This window comes from Pseudomonas sp. GW821-FHT04C07 (assembly GCF_059420325.1).
The window spans coordinates 1-22,894 of sequence record NZ_JBWKTM010000010.1 but is presented as its reverse complement, the minus strand read 5'-3'; the positions used below and the strand labels follow the sequence as shown (position 1 = coordinate 22,894).

At 58.9% G+C, this 22,894-nt stretch carries 27 protein-coding genes; 19 read left to right on the top strand and 8 right to left on the bottom strand.

Annotated features, from left to right (window positions below; genetic code table 11):
• Positions 1 to 3: 3 nt before the first annotated feature.
• From AC07UI_RS18615 to AC07UI_RS18570, 10 genes are all read left to right on the top strand, one after another.
• Positions 4 to 1,029, top strand: a complete 1,026-nt coding sequence (locus tag AC07UI_RS18615; protein ID WP_494993891.1) for an NAD(P)H-dependent glycerol-3-phosphate dehydrogenase — start codon at positions 4 to 6, stop codon at positions 1,027 to 1,029.
• A gap of 19 nt (positions 1,030 to 1,048) precedes the next feature.
• Complete coding sequence (locus AC07UI_RS18610; protein ID WP_494993890.1) at positions 1,049 to 1,396, top strand: DUF4389 domain-containing protein; 348 nt, start codon at positions 1,049 to 1,051, stop codon at positions 1,394 to 1,396.
• Positions 1,393 to 1,842, top strand: coding sequence for a phosphohistidine phosphatase SixA (gene sixA, locus AC07UI_RS18605; RefSeq protein WP_494993889.1), 450 nt, complete (start codon positions 1,393 to 1,395; stop codon positions 1,840 to 1,842). The genes AC07UI_RS18610 and sixA overlap by 4 nt, the downstream gene beginning before the upstream one ends.
• Positions 1,843 to 1,969: 127 nt before the next feature.
• The gene (locus AC07UI_RS18600) at positions 1,970 to 3,637 is read left to right on the top strand and encodes an AMP-binding protein (RefSeq protein ID WP_494993888.1); all 1,668 of its coding nucleotides are present in this window, start codon (positions 1,970 to 1,972) and stop codon (positions 3,635 to 3,637) included.
• A 30-nt stretch (positions 3,638 to 3,667) separates the two neighbouring features.
• Complete coding sequence (locus tag AC07UI_RS18595) at positions 3,668 to 4,111, top strand: hotdog fold thioesterase (RefSeq protein ID WP_494993887.1); 444 nt, start codon at positions 3,668 to 3,670, stop codon at positions 4,109 to 4,111.
• A gap of 111 nt (positions 4,112 to 4,222) precedes the next feature.
• Positions 4,223 to 5,029, top strand: coding sequence for an alpha/beta fold hydrolase (locus tag AC07UI_RS18590; RefSeq protein WP_494993886.1), 807 nt, complete (start codon positions 4,223 to 4,225; stop codon positions 5,027 to 5,029).
• Complete coding sequence (locus tag AC07UI_RS18585; RefSeq protein WP_494993885.1) at positions 5,026 to 5,880, top strand: alpha/beta hydrolase; 855 nt, start codon at positions 5,026 to 5,028, stop codon at positions 5,878 to 5,880. The genes AC07UI_RS18590 and AC07UI_RS18585 overlap by 4 nt, the downstream gene beginning before the upstream one ends.
• Positions 5,881 to 5,930: 50 nt before the next feature.
• The gene (locus AC07UI_RS18580; protein ID WP_494993884.1) at positions 5,931 to 6,590 is read left to right on the top strand and encodes a glutathione S-transferase family protein; all 660 of its coding nucleotides are present in this window, start codon (positions 5,931 to 5,933) and stop codon (positions 6,588 to 6,590) included.
• Positions 6,587 to 7,405, top strand: coding sequence for a DUF4892 domain-containing protein (locus tag AC07UI_RS18575; protein ID WP_494993883.1), 819 nt, complete (start codon positions 6,587 to 6,589; stop codon positions 7,403 to 7,405). Before AC07UI_RS18580 ends, AC07UI_RS18575 begins: the two co-directional genes overlap by 4 nt.
• A gap of 71 nt (positions 7,406 to 7,476) precedes the next feature.
• Positions 7,477 to 8,529: an AI-2E family transporter gene (locus tag AC07UI_RS18570; protein WP_494993882.1), complete on the top strand. Its 1,053-nt coding sequence runs from the start codon at positions 7,477 to 7,479 to the stop codon at positions 8,527 to 8,529.
• A gap of 50 nt (positions 8,530 to 8,579) precedes the next feature.
• Here the strand turns inward: AC07UI_RS18570 and AC07UI_RS18565 are convergent, their stop codons facing one another.
• The 3 genes from AC07UI_RS18565 to AC07UI_RS18555 form a co-directional block, all read right to left on the bottom strand.
• Entirely contained in the window at positions 8,580 to 9,068 is a 489-nt protein-coding gene (locus tag AC07UI_RS18565; RefSeq protein WP_494993881.1) for a calcium-binding protein, read from the bottom strand.
• A 114-nt stretch (positions 9,069 to 9,182) separates the two neighbouring features.
• Positions 9,183 to 10,232: a sensor histidine kinase gene (locus AC07UI_RS18560; protein WP_494993880.1), complete on the bottom strand. Its 1,050-nt coding sequence runs from the start codon at positions 10,230 to 10,232 to the stop codon at positions 9,183 to 9,185.
• Positions 10,232 to 10,993, bottom strand: a complete 762-nt coding sequence (locus AC07UI_RS18555) for a response regulator (protein WP_494993879.1) — start codon at positions 10,991 to 10,993, stop codon at positions 10,232 to 10,234. Before AC07UI_RS18555 ends, AC07UI_RS18560 begins: the two co-directional genes overlap by 1 nt.
• A gap of 315 nt (positions 10,994 to 11,308) precedes the next feature.
• Between AC07UI_RS18555 and pyrF the strand changes: the two genes are divergently transcribed.
• A complete protein-coding gene (gene pyrF / locus AC07UI_RS18550; protein WP_494993878.1) occupies positions 11,309 to 12,007 on the top strand; it encodes an orotidine-5'-phosphate decarboxylase in 699 nt (232 codons plus the stop codon).
• A 123-nt stretch (positions 12,008 to 12,130) separates the two neighbouring features.
• On the opposite strand, the gene AC07UI_RS18545 is transcribed toward pyrF, so the two are convergent.
• Positions 12,131 to 13,138, bottom strand: a complete 1,008-nt coding sequence (locus tag AC07UI_RS18545; RefSeq protein WP_494993877.1) for an NADP-dependent oxidoreductase — start codon at positions 13,136 to 13,138, stop codon at positions 12,131 to 12,133.
• Between the two features lie 233 nt (positions 13,139 to 13,371).
• Between AC07UI_RS18545 and AC07UI_RS18540 the strand changes: the two genes are divergently transcribed.
• Positions 13,372 to 14,133: an SDR family oxidoreductase gene (locus AC07UI_RS18540; RefSeq protein ID WP_494993876.1), complete on the top strand. Its 762-nt coding sequence runs from the start codon at positions 13,372 to 13,374 to the stop codon at positions 14,131 to 14,133.
• A gap of 187 nt (positions 14,134 to 14,320) precedes the next feature.
• On the opposite strand, the gene AC07UI_RS18535 is transcribed toward AC07UI_RS18540, so the two are convergent.
• Positions 14,321 to 15,397, bottom strand: coding sequence for a 3-deoxy-7-phosphoheptulonate synthase (locus AC07UI_RS18535; RefSeq protein ID WP_494993875.1), 1,077 nt, complete (start codon positions 15,395 to 15,397; stop codon positions 14,321 to 14,323).
• 131 nt (positions 15,398 to 15,528) lie between these two features.
• Entirely contained in the window at positions 15,529 to 15,972 is a 444-nt protein-coding gene (locus tag AC07UI_RS18530) for a PilZ domain-containing protein (RefSeq protein WP_494993874.1), read from the bottom strand.
• Between AC07UI_RS18530 and AC07UI_RS18525 the strand changes: the two genes are divergently transcribed.
• The 5 genes from AC07UI_RS18525 (at position 15,971) to cysB (ending at position 19,925) form a co-directional block, all read left to right on the top strand.
• A complete protein-coding gene (locus tag AC07UI_RS18525; RefSeq protein ID WP_494993873.1) occupies positions 15,971 to 16,357 on the top strand; it encodes a thioredoxin family protein in 387 nt (128 codons plus the stop codon). The genes AC07UI_RS18530 and AC07UI_RS18525 overlap by 2 nt on opposite strands.
• Positions 16,354 to 17,316, top strand: a complete 963-nt coding sequence (locus AC07UI_RS18520; protein ID WP_494993872.1) for a putative 2-dehydropantoate 2-reductase — start codon at positions 16,354 to 16,356, stop codon at positions 17,314 to 17,316. Before AC07UI_RS18525 ends, AC07UI_RS18520 begins: the two co-directional genes overlap by 4 nt.
• Positions 17,317 to 17,339: 23 nt before the next feature.
• Positions 17,340 to 18,245: a 5'-nucleotidase gene (locus AC07UI_RS18515; protein WP_494993871.1), complete on the top strand. Its 906-nt coding sequence runs from the start codon at positions 17,340 to 17,342 to the stop codon at positions 18,243 to 18,245.
• Between the two features lie 94 nt (positions 18,246 to 18,339).
• Positions 18,340 to 18,840 (top strand): universal stress protein, encoded by a 501-nt coding sequence (locus AC07UI_RS18510; protein WP_494993870.1) that lies wholly within the window; start codon positions 18,340 to 18,342, stop codon positions 18,838 to 18,840.
• A 110-nt stretch (positions 18,841 to 18,950) separates the two neighbouring features.
• A complete protein-coding gene (cysB, locus tag AC07UI_RS18505; RefSeq protein ID WP_494993869.1) occupies positions 18,951 to 19,925 on the top strand; it encodes an HTH-type transcriptional regulator CysB in 975 nt (324 codons plus the stop codon).
• Between the two features lie 6 nt (positions 19,926 to 19,931).
• On the opposite strand, the gene AC07UI_RS18500 is transcribed toward cysB, so the two are convergent.
• Both AC07UI_RS18500 and AC07UI_RS18495 read right to left on the bottom strand, forming a co-directional pair.
• On the bottom strand, positions 19,932 to 20,414 hold the full coding sequence (locus AC07UI_RS18500; RefSeq protein WP_494993868.1) for a GreA/GreB family elongation factor: 483 nt from the start codon (positions 20,412 to 20,414) through the stop codon (positions 19,932 to 19,934).
• Between the two features lie 2 nt (positions 20,415 to 20,416).
• Entirely contained in the window at positions 20,417 to 20,812 is a 396-nt protein-coding gene (locus AC07UI_RS18495; RefSeq protein ID WP_494993867.1) for a hypothetical protein, read from the bottom strand.
• A gap of 188 nt (positions 20,813 to 21,000) precedes the next feature.
• On the opposite strand from AC07UI_RS18495, the gene earP reads away from it, so the two are divergent.
• Together earP and AC07UI_RS18485 are read left to right on the top strand one after the other, a co-directional pair.
• Positions 21,001 to 22,134, top strand: coding sequence for an elongation factor P maturation arginine rhamnosyltransferase EarP (earP, locus tag AC07UI_RS18490; protein ID WP_494993866.1), 1,134 nt, complete (start codon positions 21,001 to 21,003; stop codon positions 22,132 to 22,134).
• Between the two features lie 48 nt (positions 22,135 to 22,182).
• On the top strand, positions 22,183 to 22,752 hold the full coding sequence (locus tag AC07UI_RS18485; protein ID WP_032626910.1) for an elongation factor P: 570 nt from the start codon (positions 22,183 to 22,185) through the stop codon (positions 22,750 to 22,752).
• The last annotated feature ends 142 nt before the right edge of the window (positions 22,753 to 22,894 follow it).

Below are 22,894 nucleotides of genomic sequence, written 5' to 3'. Positions count from 1 at the left end.
CATATGACTGAACAGCGCCCTATTGCGGTCCTGGGAGGCGGAAGTTTTGGTACCGCCGTGGCCAATTTGCTGGCCGAGAACGGTCACCAGGTGCGCCAATGGATGCGTGACCCTGAACAGGCCGAGGCCATTCGGGTGCACCGCGAGAATCCGCGCTACCTCAAGGGCATCAAGGTTCACCCTGCGGTGGAGCCGGTCACTGACCTGCTGGCGACGCTGACCGACTGCGATTTGTGTTTCGTGGCGTTACCATCCAGCGCGTTGCGCTCGGTGTTGGCTCCCCATGCCGAGCGCCTGAGCGGCAAACTGCTGGTCAGCCTGACCAAAGGCATTGAGGCACAGACCTTCAAGTTGATGAGCGAGATTCTTGAAGAAATCGCTCCGCAAGCACGAATCGGCGTGTTGTCCGGGCCGAACCTGGCCCGGGAAGTGGCCGAGCACGCATTGACCGCTACGGTGGTCGCCAGTGAAGACGAAGAACTCTGCCAGCGCGTCCAGGCGGCGCTGCATGGCCGTACTTTCCGCGTTTACGCCAGCGCCGACCGATTTGGTGTGGAGTTGGGCGGGGCACTGAAAAACGTCTACGCGATCATTGCCGGCATGGCCGTAGCATTGGGCATGGGTGAAAACACCAAGAGTATGCTGATCACTCGGGCATTGGCGGAGATGACCCGTTTCGCGGTCAGTCAGGGCGCAAACCCCATGACCTTTCTTGGCCTGGCCGGGGTTGGCGACTTGATTGTCACGTGCTCGTCACCCAAGAGCCGCAATTATCAAGTGGGCTTTGCCCTTGGCCAGGGCTTGAGCCTGGAGGACGCCGTGACCCGTTTGGGTGAAGTCGCCGAGGGCGTCAACACCCTCAAGGTGCTCAAGGTCAAGGCTCAGGAGTTGGGGGTCTACATGCCGTTGGTCGCCGGGTTGCATGCGATTTTGTTCGAAGGGCGCACGCTCAACCAGATTATCGAGTTGTTGATGCGCGGCGAGCCGAAAACCGATGTCGACTTTATCTCCACCAGTGGTTTCAATTGAGCACGACAAGGAGCGAGACATGAACGATCCAAAGAACGAAGCCAAATACGAGTCCATTTTGCTGCGTGTGATGTGGATGCTGGTGTATGTGCTGGTCTGGCAAGTGGCACAATTCATCCTCGGCGCTGTGGTGCTGGTGCAACTCATTTACCGGCTGATCTACGGTGCGCCGAGTGCCAGCCTGATGAATTTCGGCGACAGCCTGAGCCAGTTCCTGGCGCAGATCGGTCGCTTCGGCAGTTTCCACAGTGACCAGAAACCCTGGCCGTTCGCCGATTGGCCGACCCCCCGCGCACCCGAAGGCGAAGCGCCGCATGCCGTACCGCCTGCACCGCATCCGGCACGGGATGAGGAGCCGAAGCTATGAAACTCTGGGTGCTGCGTCACGGTGAAGCCGAGCCCAACGCCGGCAGCGATGCCGAGCGCAACCTGACCGAGAATGGCCGCAAGGAAGTGCTGAGCAGCGCTGCGCAGCTGATCGGCCAACCGATCAGCGCCATCTACGCCAGCCCTTACACTCGGGCGCAGCAGACCGCGCAATTGGTGCGCGAAGCCCTGGGCTTCGAGCCTGAGGTCCACACCGTGAAGTGGCTGACTCCCGACAACGATCCGCCGGCGGTGGTGGATGAGCTCGACTCGTTGGACAACGTGCTGCTGGTCAGCCATAACCCGCTGGTCAGCAACCTGATTGCCTATCTGCAACACGGTCACTGGCGCGAACTGCAGCGGGTGGGCACCGCTGGCCTCGCCGAACTCGAAGGTGACTGGCCGCTGGCGGGTTTGATGACTCTCAAGAGTGTCAAACATCCGTAAGCATAAAGTCGAACCCGCTCGCCACAGGTTCATGACTTCTGCTCCCTGACTTCTCTGTGAAATAGTCAACCAAGCAACTGCTTGGTTGACTACGCTTGCCTCCACATAAAAAAAAGGGAGGGGGCGTATGTCTCGCACTTTTCGTTTGCCGCTGGAAGTGTTCTACGAGCGTGAAGCTCGTCATCCCCGCCAGCGTTTTCTGGTTCAGCCACTGGGTGGCGGGCAGGTCGAAACCCTGAGCTGGTCCGACGTCGGCCATCAGGCCCGCTGTGCAGCTCACTGGCTCCGTGCACGGGAGCTGCCGCCCGGCAGTCACGTCGCAATCATTTCAAAAAACTGCGCGCACTGGATCGTCGCCGACCTGGCGATCTGGATGGCCGGACATGTGTCCGTCCCGCTGTATCCCAACCTGACAGCCGACTCGGTGTCCCAGGTGCTCGAACATTCAGAGTCGGCGCTGGTGTTTATCGGCAAGCTGGATGACTGGCCGGGCATGGCGTCCGGGGTCAAGCCCGGATTGCCGACCGTCAGTCTGCCGCTATGTCCGCCAGGGGCGTTCGATTTCAGCTGGGCCGACTTGCAACGCAGTTCACCCATTCAGGACGACCCGCTGCCCACGGCCTCGCAATTGGCGACGATCATTTACACCTCTGGTACCACCGGTCTGCCCAAGGGTGTGATGCATAGCTTCGGTAATCTCGGTTTCGCCACCACCCACGGCACGCAACTGTTTGGTCTGGGGGCGTCGGATCGACTGCTGTCGTACTTGCCGCTGTGCCATGTGGCCGAACGAATGTTTGTCGAACTGGCGTCGATCTACACAGGGCAAACGGTATTTTTTGCCGAGAGCCTGGACACTTTCCTCACTGACCTGAAGCGCGCCCGGCCTACCGCGCTGTTCGGTGTGCCGCGGATCTGGACCAGGTTCCAGATGGGCGTGTACAGCAAAATGCCCGCCAAACGCCTGGATTTCCTGCTGGGCTTGCCGGTCATTGGCCGGTGGGTAGGACACAAAGTGCTTGTCGGGTTGGGGCTCGATGCCTTGCGCATTGCCTTGTCCGGTGCCGCGCCGGTGCCACAGACCTTGCTTGAGTGGTACCAACGGCTCGGTCTGGATGTGCTGGAGGTCTATGGCATGACCGAGAATTGCGGCTATTCCCACGTCGGTCGTGGAGGCTCGCACAAACCAGGCTGGATCGGTGGACCTTGTCCGGAAGTCGAGGTGCATATCGATCCGTCGGGCGAAGTGCTGGTGCGTAGCGGGGCGACCATGCTCGGTTACTTCAAGGATCCGCAGAAAACCGCTGAAACCATCACCGAAGATGGTTTCCTGCGCACCGGCGACAAAGGCGAGGAGGACGCCGAAGGCAATCTTCGGCTGACCGGACGGATCAAGGAAATCTTCAAGACCAGCAAAGGCAAATATGTTGCGCCGGCACCGATCGAAAATCGTCTGGCGGTGCATTCACGAATCGAGCAGGTGTGTGTGGTTGGTGACGGTTTGAGCGCGCCGCTGGGGCTGTGTGTGCTGTCGGCGGTAGGCCTTCAAGATGCTGCCAGTGCGGCTCGCAGTGGTTTGCATTCCAGCCTGGAAGCCTTGCTTGAAGAGGTCAATGGCGTGCTTGATCAACACGAACGCTTGCGTCGGTTGGTGGTGGTAAAAGACAGTTGGGCGGTGGAAAACGGTTTCCTGACTCCAACCTTGAAAATCAAGCGCAACGAGATCGAGACTGCCTATGGCGCGCGCTTCCAGGAGTGGAGCGAGCGTTGCGAAGCGGTGCTGTGGCAGGATTGACACGATATAAAACCCATAAAGGATGTAGCAATGAGTCTATGGCGTACCACTCCCAACATTGAACAACTGAACGCGATCCAGAAAAACACCATTGGCGAAGTACTGGATATCCGTTTCGAATCCTTTGATGAAGAGTCCCTGACTGCAAGCATGGTCATCGACCATCGTACCCATCAACCCTATGGCTTGCTGCATGGCGGCGCCTCGGTGGTGCTGGCCGAAACGGTCGGCTCCATGGCCAGTTTCCTGTGTATCGATGCCAGCAAGTTCTATTGCGTGGGGCTTGAAATCAACGCCAATCACTTGCGCGGGTTGCGCAGCGGACGGGTGACAGCGGTAGCGCGAGCGATTCATATCGGCCGCACCACTCATGTCTGGGACATCCGCCTGAGCAGCGATGAAGGCAAGGCCAGTTGCGTCTCCCGGCTGACCATGGCCGTGGTGCCGCTGGGTGAAACACCTCCAGCCCGCTGAAAAGCCCATAGCGTTGGCCTGAGTGTCACCATTCCTGGCAGTTACGGTCATTGCTGTTGAGCAGTGTCTTGCGGACAATCAATACCTGATTTCGTTTATGGATGCGCGGGTATGTCGCAGCAGGTGTTTTTTGCTCACGCCAATGGTTTCCCTTCGGCCACGTACGGCAAGTTGTTCGCTGCGCTGGCGCCGGAATATGACGTCGCGCATTTGCCGCAGCATGCCCATGACCCACGGTTCCCGGTGGACGATAACTGGCAGAATCTGGTGGATGAGCTGATTCATCACCTTGAGCAGCAGCCTGCGCCTGTGTGGGGTGTCGGGCATTCCTTCGGTGGCGTCCTGCATCTGCATGCGGCTTTGCGTTGCCCGCAGCTCTATCGCGGCGTAGTGATGCTTGATTCTCCAGTGCTGACCCGCGCTGATCAGTGGGTGATACGCGCAGCCAAGCGCTTCGGTTTTATCGACCGGCTGACCCCGGCCGGGCGAACCCTGGGACGGCGGGAAGAATTCGCTGATATGGAGTCCGCGCGGCACTACTTCGCCGGTAAAACCCTGTTTCGCGGCTTTGATCCGGAATGTTTCGACGCTTACCTGCAACATGGTCTGCACAAGGTCGGTGATCATCTGCGCTTGAGTTTCGATCCGGCGACGGAAATCAGCATCTACCGTGGCGTCCCGCATACCAGTCCCGGCCGCGCACGGCAGTTGAAAGTGCCGCTGGCGGTGGTTCGCGGAAGCCAGAGCCGTGTGGTGATGCGCCATCACGCAAGCTCGGTGGGGCGGTTGCCTCACGGCGAGTCGCTGACCATGCCCGGCGGGCATATGTTCCCCCTTGAACGCCCACAGGACACCGCCACGCTGCTCAAGAGTCTGTTCAGTCGCTGGGAAGGCCGCAGTGAGCGGAGTTGCGCATGAAAACTCCTGTTGAAGAAGTTCGTCTGAGCCTGCCGCATATCGAGCTGGCCGCGCATCTGTTTGGCCCCGAGGACGGTGCGCCAGTGATTGCCTTGCATGGCTGGCTGGACAACGCCAACAGCTTCGCGCGCCTGGCGCCGAAGCTAAAGGGGTTGCGCATCGTTGCTCTGGATATGGCCGGGCACGGTCATTCCGGACATCGACCGCCGGGTGCCGGTTACGCGCTGTGGGACTACGTTTACGACGTGCTGCAAGTCGCCGAGCAACTTGGCTGGAAACGCTTTGCCTTGCTCGGGCACTCACTGGGGGCGATTGTTTCGCTGGTGCTGGCTGGCGCTCTGCCTGAGCGTGTGACGCAGTTGGCGCTGATCGACGGAGTCATTCCTCCGACCGCCAAAGGCGAAAACGCCGCCGAACGCCTGGGTATGGCCCTACAGGCTCAACTGAATCTGCAAGACAAACGCAAACCGGTCTACAGCACGCTGGATCGCGCCATCGAAGCGCGAATGAAAGGCCTGGTCGCCGTCAGCCGCGAAGCTGCGGAGTTGCTGGCCCAGCGCGGACTCATGCCCGTGCCTGGGGGCTATACCTGGCGCAGCGACAGCCGTTTGACCCTGGCTTCGCCGCTACGTCTGACAGAAGAACAGGCAATGGCCTTCGTACAGCGCATCAGTTGCCCGACCCAACTGGTGATCGCCGAGGATGGCATGCTGGCCCAACATCCAGAATTGCTGGAGCGTCTACCCTTTAGCCGTGAACAGCTGCCCGGCGGCCATCATTTGCACCTGAATGATGAGCCCGGCGCCGCCCTTGTTGCAGACTGTTTCAATCGGTTTTTCGCCGTTCCTTGACTTGCAGCGGGCAACTGTCGAGGCTGGGCGGGTTGAAATGGGAGACAACCATGATAGATCTCTACACCGCTGCGACCCCGAATGGCCACAAGGTCTCTATCGTGCTCGAGGAACTCGGCATGCCCTACACGGTGCATGCCTTGAGTTTCGACAAAAAGGAGCAAAAGGCTCCAGACTTTCTCAAAATCAATCCCAATGGCCGGATTCCGGCGATTGTCGACCGTGCCAATGGCGATTTCGTCGTGTTTGAATCCGGTGCGATTCTTGTCTATCTGGCCGAACTGAGCGGGCAACTCATGCCCAAAGACCCCAAGGGGCGTTCGGTGGTCATGCAGTGGCTGATGTTCCAGATGGGGGGCATCGGCCCGATGCAAGGTCAGGCCAATGTGTTTTTCCGCTATTTCCCGGAAAAACTTCAAGGCGCCATCGACCGTTATCAACATGAAACCCGCCGTTTGTATGAAGTGCTCAACACCCGCCTGAACGCCGTCGAATTTCTGGCCGGTGATTACAGCATTGCCGATATCGCGACGTATCCGTGGGTCCGAGGGTATGAGTGGTCCGGTGTCTCGGTAGACGGCTTGCCGGCCTTGCAGCGCTGGATGGCAACCATGGAGGCCCGTCCTGCGGTGCAGCGCGGCTTGCAGGTGCCACCACGCATCGACGACGCCAGTGTCGTCAAGGGCGCCCAGGCCATGTTGATTCGATGAAAGTACCCATGCGTTTAATCCGTATTTTCGGTCTGTGCTGTTTCAGTCCTTTGTTGTTCGCCGCCGATGTGCCCGGGAGTCACGATTTGCCGTTGGTGCCGCGTTTGGCCGATGCGCAGATCGTCGACTACCGGCCAGCGGCAGACGTGGAGCGGATCTACCCATTGGGAGCGATCCGTAAAATCAGTGGTCAGCTGCGCTACGACGGCCAGGTCAGCGTTCGCGGGCAAGCCACCTCGGTGACCTACGAATTGCCGCCCGAGCATTCTTCAACCGAAGCCTTCACCGTAGCCCGTGAGGCCTTGCAGAAGCAGGGCGCCGAGTTGTTGTTCTGGTGCCAGGCCCGTGATTGCGGGGAAAGCAACCTGTGGGCCAACGAAGTCTTCCGCAACGCCAAGTTGTATGGCACCGACGATCAGCAGGCTTATCTGCTGTTGCGTCTGGCGGCGCCTCAGGACAACTCGCTGGTGGCGTTGTACAGCATCACCCGCGGCAATCGCCGGGCTTACCTGCATGTCGAGCAGTTTGACGCCAGCGCACCGCTTGGCGAGTTGATGCCGACTTCAGCAACTTTGTTGCGTCAGCTCAAGGATACCGGCGAGCTCGATTTTCCGAAGCTGAACGGTGAGCCGTTACCTGTCTGGTTGACCTTGCTGTCGCGCGGGCTGAACCTCGATACGACGATGCGGGTCAGTGTTTCCGGCCCTAACGCCGAGGCCTGGCGGCAGGCGCTGATCGGGCAGGGCGTGCGAGCGGCGCGAATGGAGACCGGCAGCGCGCGAGCGGCAGGTCTGCACGTCGAATTACTGCGTTAAGCTCCCGCAAGGCGGACGGCCCCAGGCTGTTCGCCTACTCTCTTATTCGTTCATCTTTCACGAGATCTTTCATGGTCAATAACGATCGCCTGCTGGTGCAGATCCTGCTCCTGGTGCTGTTCGGTGCCAGTTTCTGGGTGATGGCGCCGTTCTGGTCGGCAATGTTCTGGGGCGCGGTACTGGCGTTTGCCAGTTGGCCACTGATGCGCTTGCTAACCCGTTGGTTGAATGGCCGCGAATCCCTGGCCGCTGCTCTTTTGACCTTGGGCTGGATGTTGCTGGTGGCGGTTCCGCTGGTCTGGCTCGGCTTCAATCTGGCAGATCATGTGCGCGACGTCGTGGCGTTTATCAAAGATGTGCAGGTCGATGGTCTTCCTCAGGCGCCCACCTGGCTGGCGGCTGTCCCCCTTGTCGGCAGCCGGCTGGTAGGAATCTGGAACAGTATCGACCAACAGGGCGCGGCCATGATAGTCGCGGTCAAACCGTATCTGGGGCAGGTCGGCAACTGGTTGCTGGCACGCAGCGCGCAGATCGGTGGCGGGATTCTTGAGCTGACCTTGAGCATCGTCTTCGTGTTTTTCTTCTATCGAGACGGGCCGCGACTGGCGATGTTTGTCCATCGCTTGCTGGAACGGCTGATTGGTGATCGTGCCGGTTACTACATCGAACTGGTGGCTGGCACGGTGCAGCGGGTGGTCAACGGCGTTATCGGTACTGCCGCTGCACAGGCGATCCTGGCGTTGATCGGTTTCCTGATTGCCGGTGTGCCCGGTGCATTGGTGCTCGGCATTGCGACCTTCCTGCTCAGCCTGATACCCATGGGGCCGCCGCTGGTGTGGATTCCCGCTACCGCGTGGCTGGCCTGGAAAGGCGAGTACGGCATGGCGGTGTTCCTCGGGATCTGGGGGACGCTGATCATCAGTGGCGTGGACAACGTGCTCAAGCCGTACCTGATCAGCCGCGGCGGCACGCTGCCGCTGGTGATCGTGCTGCTCGGGGTGTTTGGCGGATTGATTGCGTTTGGTTTTATCGGCCTGTTCATCGGCCCGACCTTGCTGGCTGTGGCCTATAGCCTGTTGACGGATTGGAGTGTCAGTCAGGCGCGAGTGGACGACAAGCGCTGATGCTGATGTAGGAGCAGCCGGTCGACGCTCGACGCTACCTGGCTTTTGACTCACGTCGCGACGTTCAGGTTTGTACCGACGGTCGCCACGTTGTTCAGCTGATACTGTTTGCTCAGGTTGGCGATCATCTTGCTCAAGGCTTCAGCGATATTGGCCTTGTCACTCTGAGAGCTGCTGTCCTGGCTGCGACCTGCTTGCAGCGCTGTCTTGAGCTCATCGCTGCTGATACCGCCGCTGTTGTCAGTGTCTAGTGCTTTGAGCAGCGCCGCGCTGCTGTCGGTGCTGCTGGAGGCGCTAGAGGTGCTGGAGCTGCTGTCACTGTCCAGCTTGCTGAAGTTTTTGGTCAGGCTGACCAGAACGCCGTTATCGCTTTTCTGCGAGAGGGCACTTTTCAGTTCGTCCTTATCGACCGAGCCGTCACCGTTGCTGTCGAGTTTGGCGAACAGCTCTTTCTGGAATTGCTGACTGCGGGCGCTGTTCGTCGCAGTGGTGCTGCTGGTGCTGGTATAGCTCGAATAGTTGCTGACGCTACCAATCATGGGCTCACTCCTTGCGTATGGATAAAACCGGTGGGTGCACCGGCTTATGCAGCCTCAAGGGGGAAGTTGTCGTGGGTATGTGAGTTTTGTACCGACAGGTATACAAGGCAGTACCTAGACCCGAGGCAAGCGCACCACGGCGGTCAGACCGCCGCCCGGGGTTTCCTCCAGACCCAGGTGACCACCCAGTCGCTGCGCCGCCTCCCGAGCGATGGTCATGCCCAGGCCGACGCCGCCGGAGTTGCGGTTGCGAGAACCTTCCAGGCGATAGAACGGCTCGAACACCGCTTCCCGTTTGTCCGCAGCAATGCCCGGCCCATGGTCGATGACCTTGATGAGCACTTCTTCGCGGCTGTCCTGCAACGTGATTGCTGCGTGCCCGGCGTAGCGCAGGGCGTTATCCAGCAGGTTGTTCAGGCATGAGCGCAGGGCCATGGGTTGCACTTGCAGCGGTGCGCAATGGCCGCTGGCCTGGACGTCAGCACCCTGGTCCTGAGCGTTTTCGCTGAGGGATTCGACCAGCGCTTGCACATCCATCCATTGCGGGGCTTCGCTGGTGCGCTGCTCGTGCAGGTAACTGAGGGTGGCGTCGAGCATGCTGATCATGTCATCGAGATCCTGGCGCATCTGTCCTTGCAACTTGCTGTCGTCGATCTGTTCCAGACGCAGCTTGAGTCGCGATAGAGGCGTGCGCAGGTCGTGGGATACCGCGCCGAGCATGCGTGCCCGCTGCTGCACCTGTTCACGAATGCGCTTTTGCATCAGGTTGAAGGTATAGGCCGCCTGACGAGCTTCCTTCGGTCCGGACTCATCCAGCGGGGGGCTGTTGAGGTCTTCGCTCAGTTGTTCCGCAGCGGCGCTCAGTCGCTGGATCGGTCGGGTCAGCAACTTGGCGCCGTACCAGGCGGCGATTATCAAGGAGATGAACTGGAACGTCAGCGGCACGATCGGGCCACCGAACCAGGGCCGTGGCGGCCTTGGCTCGAAGCGCTCGGGCATGGGCGGGCGCTGCTCGCCGAAAGTGGAACCTGGCGCTGATGGTCGTGGTGGCGGAGGAGGGCCGTAATGGTGAAACCAGAAGAACGCCAAAAGGTGAGCGAGCACGATCGCGATCAGCAGTACGCCAAACAGACGGCCGAATAGCGTATCGACGCGCAAACGCATCAGCCGATGTCTCTCGCGTCGAACAGATAACCTTCACCGCGAACGGTCTTGATCAGCTGCGGGGCTTTCGGGTCATCGCCGAGTTTTTGCCGCAGACGCGAGACCAGCAAATCGATGCTGCGATCAAACGCCTCGATGGAGCGACCACGGGCCGCATCCAGAAGCTGCTCGCGGCTGAGCACGCGCCGAGGACGTTCGATGAACACCCAGAGCAAACGGAACTCGGCGTTGGACAGTGGCACTACCAGACCATCGGCGGCAATCAACTGGCGCAGCACGCTGTTCAGACGCCAGTTGTCAAAACGGATATTGGCCCGTTGTTCGCTGCGATCATCGCGCACCCGGCGCAGGATGGTCTGGATCCGCGCCACCAGTTCCCGCGGTTCGAAGGGTTTGGCCATGTAGTCATCGGCGCCCAGCTCCAGGCCGATAATGCGGTCGGTAGGTTCGCAGCGGGCGGTCAGCATCAGAATCGGAATGTCTGACTCGGCACGTAGCCAGCGGCATAGCGACAGGCCATCCTCACCCGGCAACATCAGATCGAGCACCACCAGGTCGAAATGCTCTGCCTGGAGTGCCAGACGCATCGCGGCGCCATCGGTGACACCGCTGGCGTGAATATTGAAACGTGCCAGATAGTCGATCATCAATTCCCGGATCGGTACATCATCGTCGACGATCAGCGCGCGAATGTTCCAGCGTTTGTCGTCACCAGGCGTTGCGGCTTTTTGATCGTCGTTGAAAGGAGCAGGGTTATTCATGCGTACGTTCGTCTGCCAGGTAGGCTGCCAACCACAAAGATGGGCCGCGAGGTTGTGGCTTCAGCATAGGCGTCCGGCTGTGAGGCTGGAAGTGCTGTAAGGGGATGTTGCGGCTGGGGAGGGTAGCCTCGGCGATTGTTGCAGGGATGTCGGGAATGTATCTGTTTAGACATAATTGCCGCTTACGCCGGATTGTATGGAGTTTATCCTGAGGCAAGCATCACCGTTGAGGATGATTTAGCGATCATCGGGTCCCGCTGTGGCGCTGGTTCCGCTACAATGCGCGCCGATTTCGACTTGCCCGAGAGCACACTCATGTCCGCCTGCCAGACTCCTATCATCGTCGCCCTGGATTTCCCCACCCGTGACGCCGCACTGAAGCTGGCCGATCAGTTGGACCCGAAACTGTGCCGGGTCAAAGTTGGCAAGGAACTGTTCACCAGCTGTGCCTCGGAGATTGTCGGGACCTTGCGTGACAAGGGCTTCGAAGTGTTCCTGGATTTGAAGTTCCACGACATCCCGAACACCACCGCCATGGCGGTCAAGGCTGCCGCAGAAATGGGCGTGTGGATGGTCAACGTCCATTGCTCCGGCGGTTTGCGCATGATGGCCGCCTGCCGCGAGGTGCTCGACCAGCGCAGCGGGCCCAAGCCGCTGTTGATCGGCGTGACCGTTCTGACCAGCATGGAACGCGAGGACCTGGCAGGAATCGGTCTGGATATCGAGCCTCAGGAGCAAGTGCTGCGTCTGGCGGCATTGGCGGAAAAAGCCGGGATGGACGGTCTGGTCTGTTCGGCGCTGGAAGCCCGGGCCTTGAAAACCGCGCATCCGTCCCTGCAATTGGTGACCCCGGGGATTCGCCCGGCGGGCAGTGCTCTGGACGATCAGCGTCGTATCCTCACGCCGCGTCAGGCGCTGGATGCCGGTTCCGACTACCTGGTGATCGGTCGTCCGATCAGCCAGGCGGCCGATCCGGCCAAGGCGCTGGCGGCGGTAGTCGCCGAGCTGGCCTGATGTGATCGTTCCCACGCTCTGCGTGGGAATACCTCACTGGACGCTCTGCGTCCGCTCTTGATGTGACGCGGAGCGTCACGGGCTGCATTCCCACGCTGGAGCGTGGGAACGATCACATCAGGCTCAAGACACCTTCAACACCAACTTGCCAAAATTCTCGCCGCTGAACAGTTTCATCAGCGTTTCCGGGAACGTCTCAAGTCCTTCGACGATATCTTCCTTGCTCTTGAGTTGCCCCTTGGCCATCCAGCCGGCCATTTCTTGTCCTGCGGCGGCGAACCGAGTGGCATAGTCCATCACCACAAAGCCTTCCATCCGCGCGCGGTTGACCAGTAATGACAGGTAGTTGGCCGGGCCCTTCACCGCTTCTTTGTTGTTGTACTGGCTGATGGCGCCGCAGATCACCACGCGGGCCTTCATGTTCAGGCAGCTGAGCACCGCATCGAGAATATCGCCGCCCACGTTATCGAAATACACATCGACACCTTTTGGACATTCGCGCTTTAGGCCGGCGATGACGTCTTCGTTTTTGTAATCGATGGCGCCATCGAAGCCCAGCTCGTCGATAAGGAATTTGCACTTGTCCTGACCACCGGCGATGCCGATGACGCGGCAACCTTTGATTTTGGCAATTTGCCCGGCAATGCTGCCCACCGCACCTGCCGCGCCCGAAAGCACCACGGTGTCGCCGGCCTTGGGTGCGCCGACGTCCAGGAGGGCGAAGTACGCGGTCATCCCGGTCATGCCTAACGCTGACAAATAGCGTGGCAGCGGTGCCAGTTTCGGATCGACTTTGTAGAAGCCGCGAGGCTCGCCAAGGAAATAATCCTGCACACCCAAGGCACCGTTGACGTAGTCGCCAACGGCAAAGCCCGGGTTGTTCGAGGCCACGACCTTGCCAACACCCAGCGCACGCATCACTTCGCCAATGCCCACCGGCGCAATATAGGATTTGCCTTCGTTCATCCAGCCACGCATGGCCGGGTCCAGTGACAGATACTCGTTTTTGACCAGGATCTGACCTGCCGCCGGTTCGCCGACCGAAACTTGCTGATAGCTGAAGGTTTCACGAGTCGCCGCGCCCACCGGGCGTTTGGCGAGCAGGAATTGGCGATTGGTCTGGGCAGTCATGGCAGGCACTCAATGATCAATGGAGCATGATTGATAGACCCTCGCGGCTGATGTCGCAAGGTTTGCTGATGCAGCGAATACGCGTCAATCCAATCGGGTGATAGTTGATAGGGCATGGACATCACTGCAACTCATAAGTGCTTAACCGGCCTTCTGATAGTGCTGCCGCGTCCAATGGGGCTGTGGCTAGATTGCGAGAACGCGATCACCCGCATTCCATCGAGGACATAACAATGAGCATGACGTTTTCCGGCCAGGTAGCTTTGGTCACTGGCGCAGCGGCCGGTATTGGTCGCGCAACGGCCCGGGCGTTCGCCGCTGAAGGCTTGAAGGTGGTGGTCGCAGACCTGGATGTAGCGGGAGGCGAGGGTACGGTGGAACTCATTCGCGCCGCGGGTGGCAACGCGGTTTTCGTTCGCTGCAATGTCACGCTGGAAGCCGATGTGAAGGAGCTGATGGAGCAAGTGGTGAGTGCCTATGGTCGTGTCGACTACGCCTTCAACAATGCCGGGATCGAGATCGAAAAGGGCAAGCTTGCCGACGGCACCCTTGATGAGTTCGACGCCATCATGGGAGTCAACGTCAAGGGTGTCTGGCTGTGCATGAAATACCAATTGCCGTTGATGCTGGCCCAGGGCGGCGGCGCCATCGTCAATACCGCTTCGGTGGCGGGCCTCGGTGCTGCGCCGAAAATGAGCATCTATGCTGCGTCGAAACACGCGGTGATTGGCCTGACCAAGTCGGCGGCCATCGAATATGCGAAGAAGAAAATCCGCGTGAATGCCGTTTGCCCGGCAGTGATCGACACCGACATGTTCCGTCGTGCCTATGAGGCTGATCCAAAGAAAGCCGAATTCGCCGCCGCCATGCACCCGGTCGGTCGCATCGGCACCGTCGAAGAGATCGCCAGTGCCGTGCTCTATCTGTGCAGCGACGGCGCGGCCTTCACCACCGGTCACGCCTTGGCGGTGGATGGCGGGGCAACGGCTATCTGATGATTTGGTTCACCAGACATAAAAAAATCCGGAATCTTTAACAGATTCCGGATTTTATGATTAGGGAATTGTGCGGCGAGTATCACACCCTGTGGCGAATGCGATCCGTAGCAGCTGGCGAAGCCTGCCGCTACCGATCGCGTTCCTGCGGGGGCAAGCCCCCTCACCACAATTGCCCGCCAGGTAATCAGCTGCGATCACGTTTGGGCAGTACGTCCTTGAGCTTGGCATGCATGCTGCGCAAGGTTTTTTCGGTACTGGCCCAGTCGATGCACGCGTCGGTAATGGAGACACCGTATTGCAGTTCGGCCAGGTCTTTCGGAATCGCCTGGCAGCCCCAGTTCAGGTGGCTTTCGACCATCAGACCGATGATCGACTGGTTGCCTTCGAGGATCTGATTGGCGACGTTCTCCATCACCAGCGGTTGCAGCGCCGGATCCTTGTTGGAGTTGGCGTGGCTGCAATCGACCATGATGTTCGGTTTGATTTTCGCCTTGTTCAGCGCTTGCTCGCATAGCGCTACGCTGACCGAATCATAGTTCGGCTTGCCATTGCCACCGCGTAGCACCACGTGCCCGTAGGCGTTGCCCTTGGTGGTGACGATCGACACGCCGCCTTCCTGGTTGATACCCAGGAACCGGTGAGGGCTGGAAACCGACTGCAGCGCGTTGATCGCGACGGTCAGGCCACCGTCGGTGCCGTTCTTGAAGCCGACAGCCGAGGACAGGCCAGAGGCCATTTCACGGTGAGTCTGGGATTCGGTGGTCCTTGCGCCGATTGCCGACCAGCTGATCAGATCCTGCAAGTACTGCGGCGAGATCGGGTCAAGGGCTTCGGTTGCGGTAGGCAGGCCCATTTCAGCCAGATCCAGCAACAACTGACGACCGATGTGCAGTCCGTCCTGAATCTTGAACGAGTCATCCAGGTACGGATCGTTGATCAAGCCTTTCCAGCCAACAGTGGTACGCGGCTTCTCGAAATAGACCCGCATCACCAGATAAAGGGTGTCGGACACTTCGGCGGCGAGCACCTTGAGGCGCTCGGCATATTCGTGCGCAGCCTTGATGTCGTGGATCGAGCAAGGCCCGATGACAACGAACAGGCGGTGGTCTGTCCCATCGAGAATATTGCGAATCACCTCGCGGCCTTTGGTCACGGTGCGCAGGGCAACGTCGCTCAAAGGAATATCACGCTTGAGCTGATCGGGAGTGATCAGGGTCTCGTTGGAGGCGACGTTAAGGTCATTGATCGGTAAATCAGCCATCGTGTTACTCGTCAGGTCACGGGTGCCGGCCGCCAGCGATCCCCGCGCGGCGGAGCACAGCAGATTTAAGCGCGTCGGGGAGCCGAACCTTAGCGCGTTACGCGGTTGCTCGACAATGGGCAGGCGCGGGTTTAATCCTGTGTCGGCTGCATAAATGCCTGGCGGACGGTGTCATGGGAGAATTCGTCGGCATGTTGCTGGACCCATTCAAGGGCCAGTGCGTCGATGCTCTGCTGCTCGGTCTGGGGTTCGTGCAAGCGGCAGTAACGCTCCATTTGGCATACCTGTTCGCCCATGCGTGCGCAGAACAGCGTCTGTTCGTCGATAAAAGCGATCCCGACCAGGAATCCTCGCTTGCGTCTCAGGCACCAGGCCACATAGCCCAGGTAGCAGGCACTTTCGCCGAGGGTTGGCATGCGCACTTCCAGCGCCGTCCCGTGTCGCCAGGCGCGGTGGTAATTGCAAGCCACGCCGCCGAGGCTGATAGTGTGCAGCGTTTGGCGAGAAATACATTCGTGTTTACGCAAGGTTAACTCGACGGGAACATCATCAGGATGAGGTAGAAAACGTCTCATGAACGCGGACTCCAAGTCTCGGTTATTTGACATTGTTTCACCCAGTATAGTGGTCGAATTGGACCTGACCGATTTCGATTCCGATCAACGCTTATTGGCGATGAACGGTGTGTCGTTGGTGATATTCACCAGTGTCGGTTGCGCCAGTTGCCGTTGGGCCCGACAGCAACTGCCCGGGTTGGATCTGGCGGTCGATCGCCTGTGCTGGATCGATGCCGGAAACAATGGCGGAGTAGTCGAGCGTTATCAGGTATTTCATTTGCCGGCGCTGTTTGTGGTGCGTGACGGCGAGTACTACGGCACCTTACAGTCGCGGTTGACGTGTAATGAACTCAATGAGGGCCTGCGTCAGGCGCTGAGTCGAATTCCAGAGGAGTTGCCATGATGGGGGCAGTTGTCCAGACGCCGCGTATCGGCATTATCGGGACCGGGGCGATTGGCGGTTTTTACGGGGTGATGCTGGCGCGTGCCGGGTTTGATGTGCACTTTCTGTTGCGCAGCGAATTTTGCGCGGTCGCCGGGAATGGTCTGAAACTCAACAGCGCTGTGCATGGCGCGATGACGCTGAATCCGGCCCAGGCTTATTCCTCGGCAGCAGACATGCCGCCCTGTGACTGGTTGCTGGTGGGCACGAAGACCACCAGCAACGCCGAGCTCGCGCCAGCGATCATCAAGGCTGCGGCTTCTGGTGCCAAAGTCCTGCTGTTGCAGAATGGTCTGGACGTCGAAGACAGCCTGCGCGAACTGTTGCCTGATTCGCTGCACTTGCTGGGCGGCTTGTGCTTTATCTGCGTCCACCGCGCAGCGCCTGGGGTAATTGAGCATCAGGCTCTGGGTGGGGTGAACATCGGTTATCACAGCGGGCCGGCACTGGTTGACGAACAGGCGCGCCAGGCGATCGTCGAAGAGGGCGCCGGGTTGTTTCGCAAGGCCGGTCTGGACTCTCAGGCCATGGCCAATCTGCAGCAGGCACGCTGGCAAAAACTGGTCTGGAATGTACCGTATAACGGTCTGTCAGTGCTTCTGGGCGCGAGCACAACGCCGCTGATGGCCGATGTCAGCAGTCGCGAGCTGATTCAGGCGTTGATGGCCGAGGTGGTGCAGGGCGCTCTGGCCTGCGGTCATACGATGCCGCCCGGTTATGCCGAGCAACTGTTCAAAGTGACGGAAAAAATGCCGGATTATTGGCCGAGCATGTACCACGATTATCTTTATAAACGTGCGCTGGAATTGTCGGCGATCTATGCCAGACCTCTGGCTGCCGCCAAGGCCGCAGGTTGTGAGCTGCCAAAAATCGAAGCCTTGTACCAGGCATTGAGTTTTGTCGATCGGCGTAACAGCTGAGTCTGTCAGTCAGGAGACGCAATATGGTGAAGGGAATGGGCGACAAGCTGGTGGTGGCAATTTCCTCGCGGGCGCTGTTCGATTTAAGTGAGAGTCATAAGGTCTACCTGGCGCACGGCGTCGAAGCTTATCGCCAGTATCAGATCGAGCATGAGGAAGAGTTCCTCGAGCCGGGGGATGCGTTTCCACTGGTGAAAAAACTCCTGAGTCTCAATGTCAGTCTCGGCCGGGCCCGGGTCGAAGTGGTACTGGTTTCACGCAACAGTGCCGACACCGGTTTGCGGGTGTTCAACTCGATCCAGCATTACGGTCTGGATATTTCCCGTGCGGCTTTCGTCGGCGGGCGTAGTCCGTATCCCTATCTGGCGGCGTTCGGCTGCGATCTGTTTCTGTCGACCCACGCCGAGGATGTTCGCAGTGCGCTGGATGCGGGCTTCGCCGCCGCGACGATTCTCTCCGGCGGCGCTCGTCGAGCGGCCAGTGCTGAGCTGCGTATCGCCTTCGACGGCGACGCGGTGCTGTTTTCCGATGAGTCCGAGCGCGTATATCAATCGGGTGGCCTGGAAGCGTTTCAGGCCAGCGAGCGTGAGTCGGCTCGTGAGCCATTGCGCGGGGGGCCGTTCAAAGGCTTCCTGGCGGCACTCAATCTGTTGCAGCGAGAGTTTCCCGACGATGCCTGCCCGATTCGCACGGCATTGGTGACCGCGCGCTCGGCACCGGCTCATGAGCGGGTGATCCGCACATTGCGCGAGTGGGACATTCGTCTGGATGAGTCCTTGTTCCTTGGCGGTCTGGCGAAATCCGCGTTTCTTGAAGCTTTCGCCGCTGACGTATTTTTCGACGATCAGGCCGGTCATTGCGAGTTGGCCCGTGAGGTTGTCGCCACCGGTCACGTCCCCCACGGCATCAGCAATGAGCAAAAGGTTTAAGCCAAATGTTCAGGGTTTTGCGCCGGATGTCGTACTCGCCAAGGCACTGCTAAGCTGAATCAATCTCCGCCATGTTGGCAATCGAGGAGGTCATATGATTCGTTCGATGCTGTATGCCACTGACCTCGGTCTGTACGCACCTTATGTGATGCAGCATGCCCTGGAGCTGGCTCGAACATTCAATGCTGACTTGTATGTCGTTCACGCGGTTGAACCCATGGGATTATTCGCCGAATCGGTACTGCAGAGTTATCTCGATGAGCAGGCCTTGAACGAGCTGCACAGTCAGGGTTTGACTACCGTAATGGCCAACATCGAACGACGGGTGCTCGATAGCTTTCGCGAAGAGTTAGGGGAAGGGCAGCAGGACCTGGCGCTGATTCAATCGGTCAGAGTGTTTCAGGGTGACCCGTCACAGGTCATTCTCGATCAGGCTTCGAAACTCTCGGTGGATTTGCTGATCGTAGGTAGTCACAGCCATGGCGCCGGAGGGGAAGCGTCTTTGGGGAGGACCGCCGCGCGGGTTCTGCAATTGGCTCAGGTACCGGTGTATCTGGTGCCGCTGTTACAGCGTCGGCGGCATGGGGACGTCTGAGGCCGGATTAGCAGTTTTGATAAAAAGTTCTAGATTTATTCTTCAAACCATTAATATAGTTATATACCGTCGCTGATGCCCGTGGCGTCTAACTGCTTTGAGGGATACATATGAAGCTTCAACAATTGCGCTACATCTGGGAAGTGGCGCACCACGACCTCAACGTTTCCGCTACAGCCCAAAGTCTCTACACCTCACAACCGGGTATCAGCAAGCAGATCCGTCTGCTCGAGGACGAGTTGGGCGTCGAGGTTTTCGCACGCAGTGGCAAGCACTTGACGCGAGTCACCCCGGCCGGTGAGCGAATCATCACCACGGCTGGCGAGATCCTGCGCAAGGTCGAGAGCATCAAGCAAATCGCTCAGGAGTTCTCCAATGAGAAGAAAGGCACCCTGTCGATTGCTACCACTCACACCCAGGCACGTTATGCGTTGCCGCCGGTCATCAGCGGCTTCATCAAGCAATACCCGGATGTCGCCTTGCACATGCATCAGGGCTCGCCGATGCAGATCGCCGAAATGGCTGCCGACGGCACTGTGGATTTCGCCATCGCCACCGAAGCACTGGAGCTGTTCGGTGATCTGGTGATGATGCCGTGCTATCGCTGGAACCGTTGCGTGGTTGTTCCCCAGGGGCACCCGCTGACCAAGCTGCCGAAGCTGACCCTGGAAACCCTGGCTGAATACCCGATCGTGACCTACGTGTTCGGTTTCACCGGTCGTTCCAAACTCGACGAAGCCTTCAGCCATCGCGGCCTGACCCCGAAAGTGGTATTCACCGCAGCCGATGCCGACGTGATCAAGACTTATGTGCGCCTCGGTCTGGGCGTGGGTATCGTCGCCAAAATGGCGGTCGACACCAAGCTCGACAACGACCTGGTCGTGCTCGATGCCAGCGAACTGTTCGAGTCCAGCGTGACCAAGATCGGTTTCCGCCGTGGCACGTTTCTGCGTGGTTTCATGTGCGACTTCATCGAGAAGTTCGCCCCGCACCTGACGCGCGAAGTCATGGCCAAGGCCATCCAGTGCCACAACAAGCAGGAACTGGAAGAACTGTTCGACGGCGTCGAGCTACCGGTTCACTAAGGCGACTCATTTCACCTCGGTAACAGCAAACTGTTGCCGGGTTCCCGCCACGTTGATTTCGACCTCGTCACCCTCGAATTTTCCCAGTAGGCTTTTGCCCAGTGGCGAGCGCGGGGTGATGACGGTAATCAGTTGCCCCACCAGATAAACCTTCAATCCGGCCGCATCTGGTCCCAAAAACAGCCATTGCTGATTACCGTTGTCGTCTTCAAGACCCAGCAGCGTGCCAATCTGGATGCCGTGTTGCTCGTCATAGGGACGCAGGATCAGGTTTTGGCAAAGCACCAGTGCCTGCCTGATTTCTTCCACACGCCTGGCCTGACCGGCAGCCAGATAGGAGGCTTCCAGGCCTAGCGTGTCGTATTTGTTTTCGGCGATGTTTTCTTCGTGGGTCGCGGTTTCATAGGCAGTTTGCGCGGCGCGTTGGGCGATATCGAGATCGACCTTGAGCTTTTCGAGGATCAGGCTGTGGACGGCGTGTTTATTCATGGTCAATCACAGAATTGCAGGACGTTCGCCCGGCTCTTGTCGCTGGGGGCCGTCTGGTCTTGTTGCAACCAGAACTGGCATTTAGGGTTGGACTGAATGCGCAGGTTGCTGCGGGCATTGTCCAGGCCTTGTTGTTGTTCGTTCTTGCTCAGGTTGTCCTGGTATTGCTCGAACATTCGATTCGGCTCCGCCGGTTCGGTAACGGGTGGTTTGGCGAGGTGCTGAACGGCCTCGGCTACAGGCGCAAGTTGCTGACTGAACACAAAGCGTGAAGCCAGCCAGCAGGTCAATGCGATAGCCATGAAACCCAGCCACAGACCCAAGGCAATGCTGCCGGTCAGCTGCAGTGGATTAATGCTGACGTGCATTGGACGATGCGGACGTGGACGATAGGGCATGGCGGCTTCCTGGCAGGCGCTGTTGATCGGGCAGGGGGGATGATTGTCGCACACCCCCAGAGCCTGTTGACGGTTGGTGGCGAGCCGCCATCAAGCGTCAACAGGCCCTGGAAGATTAATCGGCTGCACCCCTTCTGCGCGGAACGATTTATGCGGACAATCGGCGCTTTTGCCAAACGGAGCCCGGAATGAAAGTCACCTGGGATATTTTCTGCAGTGTCGTCGATAACTACGGCGACATCGGCGTGACGTGGCGCCTGGCCCGGCAATTAGTGGCTGAGCATCAATGCTCGGTGCGGCTGTGGGTCGATGATCTGCGGGCTTTCGAGCGCATTTGTCCGCAACTCGACATCAATGCCCCTCAGCAGTGGCAGCAGGGTGTCCAGGTGTGCCAGTGGTCCGCCGTATGGCAATCGACGGCCGCCGCCGATGTGGTGATCGCCGCATTTGCCTGTCAATTGCCGACTGCATACATGGACGCAATGACTGCGCGGGAGAAAACCCCGCTGTGGATCAACCTTGACTACTTGAGTGCCGAGGACTGGATTGTCGGTTGTCATGGCTTGCCATCGGTGAAGTACAAGCATGTGCAGAAGTATTTCTTCTTTCCGGGGTTTCAGGCCGGTACGGGCGGCTTGCTGCGTGAGGCCGGGTTGCTCGAGCAGCGTCGCCAGTTTCAGAAAAGTGCTCAGGCCCAGCGAGATTTCTTGCAGGCGCTCGGCGTTGCTCCGGTAGCGGGCGCGCGGCTGATCTCGTTGTTCGCCTATGAAAATGCGGGACTGGCCAGTTGGCTCGACGTCATGGCTGCTGACTCACAACCGACTCATCTGCTGGTGCCCGAGGGGCGGATTCTCGGTGACGTTGAGCGGTGGCTGGGTGTCGAGGGGTTGTCGGCTGGCGCGGTACAAGTACGCGATTGCTTGACGGTGCAGGTGCTGCCGTTCGTCCGGCAGGAAGAATACGACCGCCTGTTGTGGTGCTGTGATTTCAATGCCGTACGCGGCGAGGACTCTTTCGTGCGCGCCCAGTGGGCTGGGCGGCCAATGCTCTGGCACATTTATCGGCAGGAAGAAGACATTCATCTGGACAAGCTCGACGCCTTCCTCGAGCTGTATACACTAGGCCTGTCGCCGGCCGCCAAGGCCGCCGTGAATGATCTGTGGCAGGCCTGGAACGCAGGAGCGGAAATGGCCGAAAGCTGGAAAAACCTGCTTGAGCACTGGCCGGAAGTGGCCAGTCATTCCGAAAAATGGTGTCTGGAACAGGCCTTGCAAGCGGATCTTGCTGCGGCGCTGGTGCAGTTTTACCTAAATTGGATATGATACGCGGCCTAGATTTTTGTAAATCCCATCCAAATTCGGATATTCGTAATGAAAACTGGTAAAGAACTGAAACCCGGTACGGTGATCCGTCTCGAAAACGACCCTTGGCTGGTTCAGAAAGCTGAATTCACCAAGTCCGGTCGTAACAGCGCGATCATGAAGACCAAGCTGAAAAACCTGCTGACCGGTTACAAGACCGAGATCGTTTACAGCGCCGATGACAAACTGGACGACGTAATCCTCGACCGCAAAGAAGCGACTCTGTCGTTCATCAGCGGCGACACCTACACGTTCATGGACACCACTGACTACACCATGTACGAGCTGAACGCCGAAGACATCGAAGCTGTTCTGCCATTCGTCGAAGAAGGCATGACCGATGTTTGTGAAGCGATCTTCTTCGAAGAGCGTCTGGTTTCCGTAGAGCTGCCGACCACTATCGTGCGTGTAGTCGACTACACCGAAGGTTCCGCTCGTGGCGACACTTCCGGCAAGGTCATGAAGCCTGCCAAGCTGAGCAACGGTACTGAGCTGCAAGTTGCTGACTTCATCGAAATCGGTGACAGAATCGAGATCGATACCCGCGAAGGCGGTTCTTACAAAGGCCGCGCTAAATAAGCGCAGTTTTTGCAGGAAAGAAAAAGCCCGACCATTGAGTCGGGCTTTTTTGTGCGCGTTGCTACTTGATCGTTCCCACGCTCCCGCGTGGGAATGCATCCTGTGACGCTCTGCGTCACCTCTGCAGCGGACGCAGAGCGTC

Excerpts from the sequence above, each read along its gene's own strand:
- AC07UI_RS18615 (WP_494993891.1), top strand. The coding sequence starts at position 4 with ATGACTGAACAGCGCCCTATTGCGGTCCTGGGAGGCGGAAGTTTTGGT.
- AC07UI_RS18610 (WP_494993890.1), top strand. The coding sequence starts at position 1,049 with ATGAACGATCCAAAGAACGAAGCCAAATACGAGTCCATTTTGCTGCGT.
- sixA (WP_494993889.1), top strand. The coding sequence starts at position 1,393 with ATGAAACTCTGGGTGCTGCGTCACGGTGAAGCCGAGCCCAACGCCGGC.
- AC07UI_RS18600 (WP_494993888.1), top strand. The coding sequence starts at position 1,970 with ATGTCTCGCACTTTTCGTTTGCCGCTGGAAGTGTTCTACGAGCGTGAA.
- AC07UI_RS18595 (WP_494993887.1), top strand. The coding sequence starts at position 3,668 with ATGAGTCTATGGCGTACCACTCCCAACATTGAACAACTGAACGCGATC.
- AC07UI_RS18590 (WP_494993886.1), top strand. The coding sequence starts at position 4,223 with ATGTCGCAGCAGGTGTTTTTTGCTCACGCCAATGGTTTCCCTTCGGCC.
- AC07UI_RS18585 (WP_494993885.1), top strand. The coding sequence starts at position 5,026 with ATGAAAACTCCTGTTGAAGAAGTTCGTCTGAGCCTGCCGCATATCGAG.
- AC07UI_RS18580 (WP_494993884.1), top strand. The coding sequence starts at position 5,931 with ATGATAGATCTCTACACCGCTGCGACCCCGAATGGCCACAAGGTCTCT.
- AC07UI_RS18575 (WP_494993883.1), top strand. The coding sequence starts at position 6,587 with ATGAAAGTACCCATGCGTTTAATCCGTATTTTCGGTCTGTGCTGTTTC.
- AC07UI_RS18570 (WP_494993882.1), top strand. The coding sequence starts at position 7,477 with ATGGTCAATAACGATCGCCTGCTGGTGCAGATCCTGCTCCTGGTGCTG.
- AC07UI_RS18565 (WP_494993881.1), bottom strand. The coding sequence starts at position 9,068 with ATGATTGGTAGCGTCAGCAACTATTCGAGCTATACCAGCACCAGCAGC.
- AC07UI_RS18560 (WP_494993880.1), bottom strand. The coding sequence starts at position 10,232 with ATGCGTTTGCGCGTCGATACGCTATTCGGCCGTCTGTTTGGCGTACTG.
- AC07UI_RS18555 (WP_494993879.1), bottom strand. The coding sequence starts at position 10,993 with ATGAATAACCCTGCTCCTTTCAACGACGATCAAAAAGCCGCAACGCCT.
- pyrF (WP_494993878.1), top strand. The coding sequence starts at position 11,309 with ATGTCCGCCTGCCAGACTCCTATCATCGTCGCCCTGGATTTCCCCACC.
- AC07UI_RS18545 (WP_494993877.1), bottom strand. The coding sequence starts at position 13,138 with ATGACTGCCCAGACCAATCGCCAATTCCTGCTCGCCAAACGCCCGGTG.
- AC07UI_RS18540 (WP_494993876.1), top strand. The coding sequence starts at position 13,372 with ATGAGCATGACGTTTTCCGGCCAGGTAGCTTTGGTCACTGGCGCAGCG.
- AC07UI_RS18535 (WP_494993875.1), bottom strand. The coding sequence starts at position 15,397 with ATGGCTGATTTACCGATCAATGACCTTAACGTCGCCTCCAACGAGACC.
- AC07UI_RS18525 (WP_494993873.1), top strand. The coding sequence starts at position 15,971 with ATGAACGCGGACTCCAAGTCTCGGTTATTTGACATTGTTTCACCCAGT.
- AC07UI_RS18530 (WP_494993874.1), bottom strand. The coding sequence starts at position 15,972 with ATGAGACGTTTTCTACCTCATCCTGATGATGTTCCCGTCGAGTTAACC.
- AC07UI_RS18520 (WP_494993872.1), top strand. The coding sequence starts at position 16,354 with ATGATGGGGGCAGTTGTCCAGACGCCGCGTATCGGCATTATCGGGACC.
- AC07UI_RS18515 (WP_494993871.1), top strand. The coding sequence starts at position 17,340 with ATGGTGAAGGGAATGGGCGACAAGCTGGTGGTGGCAATTTCCTCGCGG.
- AC07UI_RS18510 (WP_494993870.1), top strand. The coding sequence starts at position 18,340 with ATGATTCGTTCGATGCTGTATGCCACTGACCTCGGTCTGTACGCACCT.
- cysB (WP_494993869.1), top strand. The coding sequence starts at position 18,951 with ATGAAGCTTCAACAATTGCGCTACATCTGGGAAGTGGCGCACCACGAC.
- AC07UI_RS18500 (WP_494993868.1), bottom strand. The coding sequence starts at position 20,414 with ATGAATAAACACGCCGTCCACAGCCTGATCCTCGAAAAGCTCAAGGTC.
- AC07UI_RS18495 (WP_494993867.1), bottom strand. The coding sequence starts at position 20,812 with ATGCCCTATCGTCCACGTCCGCATCGTCCAATGCACGTCAGCATTAAT.
- earP (WP_494993866.1), top strand. The coding sequence starts at position 21,001 with ATGAAAGTCACCTGGGATATTTTCTGCAGTGTCGTCGATAACTACGGC.
- AC07UI_RS18485 (WP_032626910.1), top strand. The coding sequence starts at position 22,183 with ATGAAAACTGGTAAAGAACTGAAACCCGGTACGGTGATCCGTCTCGAA.